We start from the raw sequence: 12,303 nt of genomic DNA, 5'->3' as shown, positions 1-12,303 counted from the left end.
GTCGACCCCTGCAACCTGCAACTGCTCTACCAGGGTCGAGCCACCAACTCCGGCGGCGACTACGGCCTGCTGCCGTACCGCCCGGGTCTGCTGACCCTGCAACGCTGACGGTTTCCGGCTGCTCGTCACGGGCCGGTCTCCCCACGCGGGAGGCCGGCCCTCGGCGTACCTCAGGCGGGGTAGGCGCGGGTCTCCGCGGCCTTCACCGCGGCCCACACGGACCGGCCGGGCACCAGATCGAGGTGGGCGGCGGCGGCCGGCGTGACGTCGGCGGCCACCGTGATCGGACCGTCCAGTTGCACGCGGAGGTTGTCGCCGTGGCGTTGCAGCCCGGCGATGACCGCGGCCCAGGCGTTGCGCGGGCTGCCGTCGGGTCGGCTCGGATGCAGGGCGACGGCCGACGGCGGGAACGCGACGAACGCGTCGCCGTGCAGCGGGTCGGCGACGGTGAGGGTGAGCCGGTCGCCGACCCGGACGGTCCGGCCGTCGGCGGTGCCACGGTAGAGGTTGAGGCCGACGAGCCGGGCGACGTAGTCGGTGCGGGGCCGCGCGGTGATGTCGGCGGCGTCGCCGTCCTGCACGACCCGACCGTCCTCGACGATGACGAGCCGGTCGGCCAGGACGAGCGCGTCGAGCGGATCGTGGGTGACCAGCAGCGTGGCACCGGGATGGTCGCCGAGGTGCCGGTGCAGTTCGGCGCGGGTGTCGAGCCGGGTCCGGGCGTCGAGCGCGGCGAGCGGCTCGTCGAGCAGCAGCAGCACCGGGTCGACGGCCAGCGCGCGGGCGAGCGCGACCCGTTGGGCCTGCCCGCCGGAGAGCTGCCGGGGCCTGCTGCGCGCCCGGTCACCCAGCCCGACCCGGTCGAGCCAGCCGGCGGCCCGACGCCGCGCGGTGCGCCGGTCCGCGCCGTGGCGTCGCGGCCCGAAAGCCACGTTGTCCAGCGCGCTCAGGTGCGGGAAGAGAAGGTGGTCCTGGAAGACCACGCCGATGGGGCGCCGCTCCGCAGGTGTCCAGAGGTTCCGGTCGGGCCGGTCGACGGGTTGCCCGGCGAGGGCCAGGTGACCGGCGCTCAGCGGTTGCAGGCCGGCGAGGGCGCGCAGGGCGGTGGTCTTGCCGGCGCCGTTCGGGCCGAGCAGGGCGACCACCTCGCCGGCGTCGATGCGCAGCGGCAGGTCCAGGCGGAAGGCGCCCCGGTCGACGACCAGGTGCGCGTCCACGACGGGGGCGGGGCTCATGCGCTGGTGATCCACTTGTCCCGGAGGCCGGCGAGGATCGCCACCGACACGGTCAGCAGCACCAGGCTGAGCACGACCGCGCCGTCCAGGTCCCCGCCCTCGATGGTCTGGTAGACCGCAAGCGGCATGGTCTGCGTGACGCCCGGGTAGTTGCCGGCGAACGTGATCGTGGCGCCGAACTCACCAAGCGCCCGCGCCCAGCACAGCACCGCTCCGGCCGCCACGCCCGGTGCCACGAGCGGCAGCGTGACGTGCGTGAACGTGGTCCAGCGTCCGGCGCCGAGTGTGGCGGCGGCCTCCTCGTAGCGGGTGTCCGCCCCGCGCAGCGCACCCTCGACGGCGATCACCAGGAACGGCATCGCGACGAACGCCTCGGCGACCACCACACCGGTGGTGGTGAACGGCAGCGTGAAACCGAACGTGGCGTCCAGCCACCCGCCGAGCAGGCCCCGACGCCCGAACACCAGCAACAGCGCCACCCCGCCGACCACCGGCGGCAGCACCAGCGGGACCGTGACCAGCGCGCGGACCAACCGGCGGCCGGGAAACCGGGCCCGCGCCAGCAGCCAGGCCAGCGGTACGCCGAGCAGCAGGCACACCAGCGTGGCGACGGTGGCCGTCTGCACCGAGAGTCGGAGCGCGGTCAGCGCGCCGGGCTCGGTGAGTCGCTGCGGCAGGCTGGCCCACGGCGCGCGGACCACCAGCCCGGCCAGCGGCAGCACCAGGAACAGCAGGCCCACCAGGGCGGGCACCAGCAGGGCCGCCGGCACCCGTTGTGCCCGACGGCGGCGCGGCGGCCCGCCCCGGGCCGCGGTGGGTGCCTCGGTCGAGGTCACGGCGCCTGGAAGCCGGCACTGGTCAGGACTGCCGTGCCCCGGTCGGATCGCACGTAGGCGACGAAGGCCCGCGCGCCGGACCGGTTGGGCGCGTTCTTCAGCGCCACGATGGGGTAGTCGTTGACCGCGCCGGCGGATTCGGGGAACTCCACGCCGTCCACGTCGTCGGCGGCGGCCCTGGTGTCGGTGCGGTAGACCAGCGCGGCATCGACCTCGCCGAGCTTCACCTTCGACAGGGCGCCCTTGACGTCCTGCTCCAGCGTCACCGGCCGGAGTGGCACCCGCGCGGCGCTCAGGGCCCGGGTCGCCGCCGCGCCGCAGGGCACCTGCTCGGCGCAGAGCGCCACCTTGAGCCCGGGCCGGGTGAGGTCGGCCAGCGCGGCGATGCGCTTCGGGTTGCCCTTGGGCACCGCGATGACCAGTTGGTTGCGCGCGAACGTGGCCGGGGAGCCGTCGCCGTTGCCGGCATCGGTGACCGCCTGCATGTTCTTCGGCGCGGCGGAGGCAAAGACGTCCGCTGGCGCGCCCTGGTTGATCTGGTTGGCCAGCGCGGAACTGCCGGCGAAGTTGAACCGCACCGTCACGCCCGGGTTGGCCGTCTCGAAGTCCTCGCCGATCCGGGTGAACGACTCGGTCAGCGACGCCGCCGCGAACACCGTCACCGTTCCGGTCACGCCGGAACCGGAGGTCGAGCCGGCCGGCGAGGAGCCGGTGCCGCCACCGCAGCCGGCCAGCGTCAGCGCCGTCACCCCGGCCAGCGCGGCGCGCACCATACGTGCCCCCATCAGGCTCTCCTCCCCGTGTTTCACTCGGCCGCGCTCACGCGCCCGGCCGTGGCCGATGCGCCGGGGTGGACCGCTCCACCACCACCGTGGTCGACTTGATCACCGCGACCGCGACCGACCCGACCCGCAGGCCCAGCTCCTCGACCGCCTCCCGGCTCATCAACGAGACGATCCGGAACGGCCCGGCCTGGATGTCCACCTGGGCCATCACCGTGTCCTTGGTGACCGCGGTGACGATCCCCCGCAGGCGGTTGCGCGCCGAGGACTCCTCGGCCCGGCCGTCCGGCCCGCCCGCCTGCTCGCGGACGAAGCCGGCCAGTTCCACGCCGTCGATCACCCGGTGGCCCTGCTCGTCGCGGGACGCGGGCAGCCGGCCGGCATCCACCCAGCGGCGCACCGTGTCCGCGCTGACGCCGAGCAGTTCCGCCGCCTCCCCGATCCGGAACACCGTCACGCCGGCACCCTACCGCTAGGCACCTGCCGGGAGGAACCGCCTTTTACCCTCGCTTCTGCGGCGCTGGAAAACACAGGCCCTCGCAAAAGCCGCGCAGAGAATTTTTTTTCCGTTCTGACTGCTTCCGGTGAGCCCCGGTGGAAAGGTCGGAAAGAGGAGCAGGTTCCGTGGAGTCGGAGAGGCCATGCAGATCGGTTACAAGCTGGCCAGCGAGGGATTCGGGCCGAAGGAACTCATCCGGCAGGCCGTCCGGGCCGAGGAGGTCGGGTTCGACCCCCTCCGCGCCCTCGGCTGACCTGCCTCCGAAAGATGTGGAGACCCACCGTGAAAGCTCTCGTGTACCGCGGTCCCCGTGACGTCGCCGTCGAGGACCGGCCCGACCCCACCATCCAGGCCCCCACCGACGCGGTCATCCGGATCACCACCACCAACATCTGCGGCTCCGACCTGCACATGTACGAGGGACGCACCTCGGTCGAGGCGGGCAAGATCCTCGGCCACGAGAACATGGGCGTGGTGGAGGCGGTCGGCGACGCGCTCACCCGGATCAAGGTCGGTGACCGCGTCTCCGTGCCGTTCAACATCGCCTGCGGCACCTGCCGCAACTGCCTGCACGGCTGGACCAGCTTCTGCCTGCGCACCAACCCGACCGAGGGAATCGACGGCGCGGCCTACGGCTACGCCAACATGGGCCCGTACGACGGCGGGCAGGCCCAGTTCCTGCGCGTGCCGTACGCGGACGTCAACCTGCTGCGCCTGCCGCCGGGCACCGAGCACGAGAACGACTTCACCATGCTGTCGGACATCTTCCCGACCGGCTGGCACGGCACCGAACTCGCCGGGCAGGCCCCCGGTGACACGGTCGCCGTGTTCGGCGCCGGCCCGGTCGGGCTGATGGCCGCGCACAGCGCGCTGATCAAGGGCGCGGACCGGGTGTTCGTGGTCGACAAGGAGGCGGACCGCCTGGCCATGGCCGAGAAGATCGGTGCCGTTCCGGTCAACTTCGGCGAGGGCGACCCGGTGCGGCAGATCATGGACGCCACCGACGGGGTGGGCGCCGACTGCGGCGTGGAGGCGGTCGGCTACCAGGCCCACGACCCGTCCGGCGAGGAGCACCCGGAGCTGGTGCTGGACAACCTGGTCGACGTGGTCCGCTCCACCGGTGGGATCGGCGTGGTCGGCGTCTACGTGCCGCAGGACCCCAACGGTCCGGACAAGCGGGCGCGGGAGGGCCGGATCGGCTGGCAGTACGGCACGTTCTTCACCAAGGGCCAGCGGATGGGCACCGGCCAGGCCCCGGTGATGCGCTACAACCGACAGCTCCGCGACCTGATCATCGCCGGCCGCGCCCGGCCGTCGTTCCTGGTCTCGCACGAGCTGCCGCTGGCCGAGGCGCCCGAGGCGTACGGGCACTTCGACCGGCGCGAGCAGGGCTGGACGAAGGTGCTGCTGCACCCCAACGACTGAGTACGCGTACGGATGGCAGCCCCGGCCGAGGCGGCCAGAATTCTCCCCATGCGAACGCGAACTCTGATCGCCCTGGCCGGGGTCGCCCTGAGCGGCCTGATGCTCACCGCCGGCTGCTCCTTCGAGGAGGCCATCTGCGCCGACGGCGAGTATCCGGCCATCGCGGTCGGCGGGCAGGGCGGCAGCGCCTGCTTCCCGGACGGACAGGAGCCGACCACGCCGTACGTGCGCTACCCGGAGGGCAAGGTCCCGCAGCACGTCGACGACGAGTGGGACGTCTACTGGCGCACCCACGGCATCGACGAGAAGGGCGCGATCATCGAGCGCTGACCGGGGTCACCCCGCCGTCCCACCGGACGACGGGGTGACCACTGCCGGCCGCGCTACGCCCGGACCGTGACCGGCGCGCTGGTGGCACGACCGTCGAGGTGGCCCGCCTTCACCGCGATCACGGTCACGGTCACGGCCTTGTCGCGCATCGCCGCCGTCAGGTTCAGCGTCCTGGCGGTGCCGCTCACCACCCCGCCCACGCGCCACTCGTAGCGGTACGAGTCGGCGGCCGGCGTCCAGGTGCCGACGCCGGCCTGCACGGTCTGGCCGACCCGGGGCGTACCGGTGATCGTCGGCTTGACGGTGGCCTGCGGCGCCGCGCCCTTGGCGACCGGCGCGGTGGCCGTCGACGTCGCCTGCCCCGGCGAGTAGCCGGACCTGGTCGCGGTGACCGTCACGGTCAGCCGCTTGCCCAGGCGGGACGCCGGGATCACGTACGTCGAACCGGTCGCTCCGCTGATCACGACGCCGTCGGCCGCCCACCGGTAGGTGTACGCCGTGGCGGTCGGAGTCCACTGCCCGGTCGAGGCGCGGACCGTCGACCCCACCGCCACCGTGCCGGTGATGGCCGGCGGCGTCACCGACCGGACGGCCTGCGATCCGGTGATCGAGAACGCGTCGGCGAGCGACACCGGGTCGCTCCAGTCGTCCGGCCGCACCGCGACGGACGCCTTGCCCACGGCCGCGGACGTCAGATCCACCTCGGCGGTCAGGGTCCGGTGGTCGGCGGAGACGCTCTGCACCGTCGCGGTCAGCGCCGTGCCACCGGCCGGGGTGACCGTGACCTGGTGCTCCGACCGGAGACCGGTGCCGGTGACGGTGATCGTGCGCACGCCGCCGGCCGCCACCGAGGTCGGCGACACCGACGTCACGGTCAGCGGGTCGGGTGCCACGTAGAACGAGTAGTAGGTCTGCAACGACTCGACGCCGGCCGCGGTCAGGCTCTTCACGTACAGCGTGTGGTAGCCCGAGTCCGGCGGCGTCCAGGTGATCGTCGCGGTGCCGTCCGCCGCCGCCGCGACGGTGCCCTCGGCGCCGGCGACCTGGTACGCGTACGTCACCGCGCCGGGCTGCCGGGGCTTGAACGTGAACGTGCCCGGCGCGATCCGGCCGGAGCCCGACGAGGGGAAGTCGGTGGAGACGACCACCGGGGAGTCGGTGACCGACCAGGTGGTGCTGCCCTCGCCGGTCCGGATGCCGGCCGCGTTCCGGGCGACCACCGTCACCCACGTGTATCCGCGCTTCGTGAGCGTGAAGCGGAACGTCGCCCTGCCGTCGGCGGCGGCCGGGACGACCTGCCGGGTGGTCGGGTCGTTGTTGAGGACCGCCTCGTACTCCACGGGATTCGCCATCTCGGTGCCGACCGTGAAGTTGGCCGTCGATCCCACCACCTCCCCGCCGGTCCGGGTCACCCACGGCTTGGCGTCCCACACCGAGATGGAGATGAACCTCGGGTCGGACAGGGTGCCGTCGCCGCTGCGGCTCTGCACCAGCAGTGCCTGCGTGTTCATGTTCTGGTTGGTGGCGGTCCAGGTCAGGTCCGCGGTGCCGTCCGCGCCGGCCGGCAGGACGGTCTTCTGGTCGGGCTCGTTCCCGTTGTAGTCGCGACGCCAGTACAGGTAGGACTCGACGTCGGGCATGCGCGGGGCCAGGTGGAACCGGAGCGACGACCCGATGATGGCGGCCCGGTCGACGTCGCCGGTGACCCGGGGCGCGTTGTCCACGACGAACGTGTAGGCCCGCTCCGGGTGCGTCGTGCCGTCACCGGTGACGCTCCGCACGTACAGCGTCTGCCGCCCGGTCCGGGTCGGGGCGATCATCGCGGTGGCCCTGCCGTCGGCGTCGGCCGCGATCGAGCCGGACGGGCCGTCGTCGTCGATGCGCCAGGCGAACGACTCGGTGCCCCGGACGTTGGCGGTGAACTCGAACGCGCCGGGCACGCCGACGCCGTAGTCCAGGTTGGTGCCCCAGTCCGGGTAGGCGGCGGAGAAGACGGAGGGCCGCGTCTCCCGGACCCAGAACTCGTAGACGTTCCGCTCCGACCAGTTCCCGGCGCGGTCGACGGCGTACACGACCACCGACTGGTGGCCCGCGTCCGATGGCGTCCAGGTGACGGTCGCCGGCCCGCCGAGGCTCGTCGCCGGGACGGTCGAGTCCTGCTCGCTCTCGCCCGAGAACCGGTACTGGTAGCTCACCGTGTCGGCGGAGGCCGAGGTGAAGGTGAAGCTGCCGGTGTCGCCGACCGCGCCGCCGGCGTTGTCCCAGTCCCCGGTCGGGTACTTCGCCGACGCGACGGCCGGCGCCGGCCCGCCGGTGCGGTCGAGGGTGAAGTGGCAGGTGTCGCTCCACGGTGACGTGACGTCACCGTCGAGGACGCGGACCCGCCAGGCGTACGTGACGCCGTCCAGCTGGCGCGCGGGGTCCTCGAGCTGCACGTAGACCCGGTTGTTCCGCTGGTCGACCGCGTCGCGCCACTGCTGCGGCTCGTCCGGCTTGGTGACGTCCCACACCTGGAAGTCGGCCTGCGGGTCGGGGCTCTGCGGAGTCGTGCTCCAGGAACCCTGGATCACGACGGCGTGCGCGTCGTTGAGCCGCTCCGGGCTCAGGTAGGGCCCCGGTGCCGTCGGGGCGCAGTCCTGCCCGGCGGTGGTGAGCGCGGTCGGCCCGCCGGCGTCGGCGGCGGCCGGGGCGGCGTGCCCGCCGACCACCGTGCCGCAGCCGACCGCAATGGTCATGGCAATGGTGAAAATACGCCGAAAAGCGCGCGCGTGGGCACGCATGACGGTCCTCCCCCGTGATGACTGCGGGCGACACGATGAGCACCCGCGAGGGAAGGATCGCACGGGCGGCCGGCATCGACGGAACCCGTTTCTCCGATCAGGACGGTCGGGTCGGCGTCGCCGGCCGATCGGTCAGCAACCGGGGCGCGGGGTCAGCGGCCGACGTCGCGGGCGAACTCCTCCACCGCGGTGCAGACCCGCCCGAGCGCCTCGGCGGAGCCGGCCAGCGGGCCGGGCACCATCAGCGAGTGGTCGGCGCCGGCCACCTCCACCACGTGCGGGCTGAGCCGGCGCGCCACCGCACCGTCCCAGCTCGCGTCACCGGTGCCGCCGGCCAGCAGGAACGGCGACGTGATGCGGCTCAACGGCTCGCGGACGGCCGGCTCGTGCAGCAGCGGGGTCAGCCAGACCGCCGGGATGCCCCGATCGGCGGCGAGCGGGGTGGCGAAACTGCCCAGCGACTTGCCGACCAGCAGGTCGACGCCGGAGTCGAGGACTCTCGTCCGGTCCCGAGCCACGCTAGCCGGTGTCCGCGCGCCGGGCGGCACTGTCGCTGAAGCGGTTATTGACGGGCCTTCCCGGAGACGCCGGCCCGTTAGGGTCCGACCATGAGCGTGCATCCCCGCATCGTCACCGACGACTTCCCGGCCACCCTCGCCTTCTACACCGCCCTGCTCGGCGAGCCGGAGAAGGTGGTCGACGAGTTCGAGTACGCCGGCTTCGACGCCGGTGGCGAAACCGTGCTCGCGCTGCTCGGCCGGCGGGCCGCCGAGGCGGTGCTCCCGGTCGGGCGGGGCGACGGCGGCGTGCTGGTCGTGGTGCCGGTGCCCGACGTGGACGCCACCGTCACCGCGCTGCCCGCCGGGACGGTCGTGGCCGAACCCGCCGACCGTTCCGGCTGGGGCGTCCGCTCCGCCTACCTGCGCGACCCCGAGGGCAACCTGGTCGAGGTGCAGTCCTGGCCGGCCCGCTGACCCGGCCCGCTCACAGCCGCTCCGGGGTGCGGATGCCGAGCAGGTACAACCCCTGCCCCAGCACCCGCGCTGTCAGGTCGCACAGCGCCAGCCGGCTCTCCCGCACCGGCCCGTCGGCCCGCAGCACCGGGCACCGCTCGTAGAACGCGCTGAACGCCACCGCCACCCGGTGCAGGTGCCCGGCGAGCTGGTGGAACTCCAGGCTGCCGGCCACCGCGTCGACCACCGCCGGAAAACCGACCAGCTCGAACGCGAGCGCCCGCTCCGCCGGCTCGACCGGCGCGACGTCCGCGCCGGGCGGCGCCGCCACGCCGGCGCGCCGGAAGATCGACCGGATCCGGGAGTACGCGTACTGGAGGTAGGGCGCGGTGTTGCCGTCCAGCGACAGCATCCGCTCCCAGTCCAGCACGTAGTCCTTGCGCCGGTCACCGGCCAGGTCGGCGTACTTGATCGCGCCGATGCCGACCGCGCGTCCCACCTCGGCCGCCTCCGCGTCTCCCAGCTCCGGGTTGCGCTCCCGCGCCAACGCGGTCGCGCGCTCCACCGCCTCGTTCAGCAGGCCGACCAGCTTCACCGAGCCACCGGCCCGGCTGCGCAGCATCCGCCCGTCCGGCCCGAGGATCGACCCGAAACCGACGTGCTCGGCGCGGGCCGGCGGGGCCAGCCAGCCGGCCTGCGCGGCGGCCGCGAAGACCATCTCGAAGTGCCGCCGCTGCGGCAGCCCGACCACGTAGAGCAGCCGGGTCGCGCCCAGCGTGCCGGTCCGGTGCCGCAGCGCGGCCAGGTCGGTCGCCGGATAGCCGTACCCGCCGTCGGACTTGCGCACGATCAACGGCAGCGGCTCGCCGTCCCGCCCCACCGAACCCGGCGGGAACACGCAGTCCGCGCCGTCGCTGCGCCGCAGCAACCCGAGCCGGTCCAACTCGTCGACGGTCGGCGCGAGCAGGTCGTGATAGCTGCTCTCGCCCCGGAAGTCGGCTTCGGACAACGTCACGTCGAGCAGCTCGTACACGGTCAGGAAGTAGCTCTCGGACTGCGTCACCAGCAGCCGCCACAGCCGCAGCGTCGCCGGGTCCCCGCCCTGCAACGCCACCACCCGCAGCCGGGACCGGTCCCGGAACGCCGCGTCCGCGTCGAACTTCTCCCGCGCGGCCTTGTAGAACGCGTCCAGGTCACCCATCGACAGCTCCCGCGCCGCGCCGGCCTCGCCCAGGTCGACCAGGTGCTCGATCAACATGCCGAACGGCGTCCCCCAGTCGCCGAGGTGGTTGGCCCGTAGCACCCGGTGCCCCAACCACTCCAGCAACCGGGCCGCCGCGTCCCCGATCACTGTCGAACGCAGGTGGCCGACGTGCATCTCCTTGGCCACGTTCGGCCCCGAGTAGTCGACCACCACGGTCTCCGGCCCGGCGACCACCGGCACCCCGAGCCGCGGGTCGGCGGCCAGCGCGGAGACCAGCGCGCCGAGCGCCCGGTCGGCCACCGTCAGGTTGAGGAAGCCCGGCCCGGACACCTCGACCGACGCACACAGGTCGGCCAGCTCCGCGCGCTCCCGTACCTCCTCGGCGATCGCCCGCGGCGGCCGGCCGAGCCGCCGGGCCAGCGCGAGCGCCGCGTCGGACTGGAAGTCCGCATGATGCGAGCGCCGCACGACCGGGTCCACCGGCTCGCCGGCCACCGCCGCGAACGCCGGCGCCAGCCGGTCGGTCAACAACTTCTCAAGATCCATGGGTACGCCGATCTCGCTCGATCCGCCGCGCGGATCACCGGACGGGAGGCGGCGGAGCGAGGACGATCGACGAGGACCGGCGGCTCGATCCGCCGGTCGCAGGAGAAAAAGCTCAGCGCAGGCGGTCGCGGGACCGCCGGCGTCGCAGCGCGCCGAGCCGGACGTCGGGGGACGCCGTCGGGTACGCCTGCGAACTGCTCATGCCCGCAGCGTAACCGGCCGGCCCGGGGTCGGCGCAATCGCTTACCCGGACCGGCCGTCGGCGTACCCGGTCGTCAGGCCGGTGTGGCGGCGGCCCCGCGGTAGCGCTCAGCCCTGCCGGTAGCTCTCGGAGTAGTAGGTGCCGACCCGCTCCCGGTAGTCGGCGCGCGCGAAGTCGTCCGGGTCGAACGCCGGAGAATCCTTGACCTGCTCCCGGGTCCGGTCCACGTGCACGACCCGGTCCAGGTGGTCGACCCGGGCCACGGTGCCGGCCGGCAGCAGCACCTTCTTCCCGAAGATCCAGGGCCCGGTGTCCACCACCAGGTAGCGGGCGTCGGCCTCCTCGTTCGCCTTGTCGATCGTGCCGATGCGCCCGTCGGTCGCCTCCACCCGATAACGGGTCAGGTCGATCGGGGTGCCCGGGCCGGGCGCGTCGACGCCCTCGTCCGACCCCTCGGAGCGCTGCCGCGGCACGTCGCCCGGGCGGGTCTGGTCGTAGCCCCCGGCGAGCGCGGACGGATCGCGCCAGGCCCACGGACTGAACGGCTTCATGCTGGCACCTCCGCGGTGTCGTCTCGGCACCGGGAACAGTGCCCTGGCGGCGGCCGGTGAAACCCGGGCGCCGCGCCGGCACCGGGCGGGCCGCATCGCCGGTCTCGGCGGTCGGGCCGCTGGCATACTGGCCGACCATGGTTCTGTCGCGTGGTTGGTCGTTGTTCCTGGTCGGGGTCGGGGTGTGGACCTGGGTGATCTGGCCGAGGTTCGCGGTCGCGATCTGGAACGACCCGCGGGCCTGGTCCGCCGGCACCGTCGGGGCGGGCGATCCGACCGGCTTCCTCTGGGTGCACGCGTTGCTCATCGCCGCGTCGCTGGCGATCGGAACGACGGCCGGCGTCCTCGGCGTACGCGGCTGGTTGGCGACCCGCCGCCGGTGAGGTGGCGCGTTGAGCGCGCTGAACTGGGCAGATAGCTCGTTGGTGATGATGTGACGCGGGACGCTACCCCCGGATTTGACGATCAAACCCGCAGACGCGTAACTTTCTCTCTGCCAGCGCGGAACGGGGCAAACGGGATGAAAGCCCGACGCACCGATCCACGCAGGCACCGGGTCCGAACGGGGTCTCACCACCCCGCGAGGACGCGGTCCGGGAGGGGCTCGCCGGAACGCCGCAGGGCGGATTTGGCGGAGCGGAACCGACCGGGTAAGGTTGTCGACCGGCAGGGAACCGGGCGAGCTTGCGGGAAACCGCAGCGGCCGGCCTGCCAAATCCGATGATCAAGTGCAGCGGTCACCGCTGCGCGGGTTCACCGGGCGCCAACCCGTACGAAGCACGACAGACCGGGACACACGGTTTGACACGGCGGAGACGGTGAGGTAACGTAGTAAAAGTGCCCGGCGCGAGAGCGGCGGGGATGTGAACGAAATGCCCCGGGTCGGGGGCCTCCTGGTGGGGGTTTCCGGTGTGGTGTGTGGTTGTTCTTTGAGAACTCAACAGGGTGCTTGATAAGCCA

The 12,303-nt window shown here is 73.1% G+C and carries 12 protein-coding genes; 4 read left to right on the top strand and 8 right to left on the bottom strand.

Annotated elements, in window-relative coordinates:
• Positions 1-170: 170 nt before the first annotated feature.
• The 4 genes from AB0B02_RS31665 to AB0B02_RS31650 all read right to left on the bottom strand — a co-directional run bounded on the left by AB0B02_RS31665 (position 171) and on the right by AB0B02_RS31650 (position 3,310).
• Positions 171-1,235: an ABC transporter ATP-binding protein gene (locus tag AB0B02_RS31665; RefSeq protein WP_357306724.1), complete on the bottom strand. Its 1,065-nt coding sequence runs from the start codon at positions 1,233-1,235 to the stop codon at positions 171-173.
• Positions 1,232-2,005 (bottom strand): ABC transporter permease, encoded by a 774-nt coding sequence (locus tag AB0B02_RS31660; RefSeq protein ID WP_357306727.1) that lies wholly within the window; start codon positions 2,003-2,005, stop codon positions 1,232-1,234. Before AB0B02_RS31660 ends, AB0B02_RS31665 begins: the two co-directional genes overlap by 4 nt.
• Before the next feature lie 62 nt (positions 2,006-2,067).
• Entirely contained in the window at positions 2,068-2,856 is a 789-nt protein-coding gene (modA, locus tag AB0B02_RS31655; RefSeq protein WP_281934190.1) for a molybdate ABC transporter substrate-binding protein, read from the bottom strand.
• A gap of 34 nt (positions 2,857-2,890) precedes the next feature.
• The gene (locus AB0B02_RS31650) at positions 2,891-3,310 is read right to left on the bottom strand and encodes a TOBE domain-containing protein (protein WP_281934193.1); all 420 of its coding nucleotides are present in this window, start codon (positions 3,308-3,310) and stop codon (positions 2,891-2,893) included.
• A gap of 324 nt (positions 3,311-3,634) precedes the next feature.
• Here AB0B02_RS31650 and AB0B02_RS31645 point away from each other — a divergent pair, with 324 nt between their 5' ends.
• Positions 3,635-4,777, top strand: a complete 1,143-nt coding sequence (locus tag AB0B02_RS31645) for a glutathione-independent formaldehyde dehydrogenase (protein ID WP_281934195.1) — start codon at positions 3,635-3,637, stop codon at positions 4,775-4,777.
• 48 nt (positions 4,778-4,825) lie between these two features.
• A complete protein-coding gene (locus tag AB0B02_RS31640; RefSeq protein ID WP_281934197.1) occupies positions 4,826-5,107 on the top strand; it encodes a hypothetical protein in 282 nt (93 codons plus the stop codon).
• A gap of 53 nt (positions 5,108-5,160) precedes the next feature.
• Here AB0B02_RS31640 and AB0B02_RS31635 read toward each other — a convergent pair whose 3' ends face one another.
• Both AB0B02_RS31635 and AB0B02_RS31630 read right to left on the bottom strand, forming a co-directional pair.
• Positions 5,161-7,842, bottom strand: coding sequence for an IPT/TIG domain-containing protein (locus tag AB0B02_RS31635; RefSeq protein ID WP_281934199.1), 2,682 nt, complete (start codon positions 7,840-7,842; stop codon positions 5,161-5,163).
• A 197-nt stretch (positions 7,843-8,039) separates the two neighbouring features.
• A complete protein-coding gene (locus AB0B02_RS31630) occupies positions 8,040-8,405 on the bottom strand; it encodes an alpha/beta hydrolase (RefSeq protein ID WP_281934201.1) in 366 nt (121 codons plus the stop codon).
• 90 nt (positions 8,406-8,495) lie between these two features.
• Between AB0B02_RS31630 and AB0B02_RS31625 the strand changes: the two genes are divergently transcribed.
• Positions 8,496-8,861, top strand: coding sequence for a VOC family protein (locus tag AB0B02_RS31625; RefSeq protein ID WP_281934203.1), 366 nt, complete (start codon positions 8,496-8,498; stop codon positions 8,859-8,861).
• Positions 8,862-8,871: 10 nt separating this feature from the next.
• Here the strand turns inward: AB0B02_RS31625 and argS are convergent, their stop codons facing one another.
• Both argS and AB0B02_RS31615 read right to left on the bottom strand, forming a co-directional pair.
• The gene (gene argS / locus AB0B02_RS31620) at positions 8,872-10,590 is read right to left on the bottom strand and encodes an arginine--tRNA ligase (RefSeq protein WP_357306714.1); all 1,719 of its coding nucleotides are present in this window, start codon (positions 10,588-10,590) and stop codon (positions 8,872-8,874) included.
• 309 nt (positions 10,591-10,899) lie between these two features.
• Positions 10,900-11,343, bottom strand: a complete 444-nt coding sequence (locus AB0B02_RS31615) for a PRC-barrel domain-containing protein (RefSeq protein ID WP_281934206.1) — start codon at positions 11,341-11,343, stop codon at positions 10,900-10,902.
• A 137-nt stretch (positions 11,344-11,480) separates the two neighbouring features.
• On the opposite strand from AB0B02_RS31615, the gene AB0B02_RS31610 reads away from it, so the two are divergent.
• Positions 11,481-11,726: an SCO4848 family membrane protein gene (locus tag AB0B02_RS31610; protein WP_281934207.1), complete on the top strand. Its 246-nt coding sequence runs from the start codon at positions 11,481-11,483 to the stop codon at positions 11,724-11,726.
• Positions 11,727-12,303: the final 577 nt, after the last annotated feature.

Source organism: Micromonospora sp. NPDC049240 (assembly GCF_040647835.1).
Lineage (GTDB): Bacteria > Actinomycetota > Actinomycetes > Mycobacteriales > Micromonosporaceae > Micromonospora.
The sequence above is the reverse complement of the archived record's forward strand: the minus strand, read 5'-3'. Positions and strand labels throughout refer to the sequence as shown.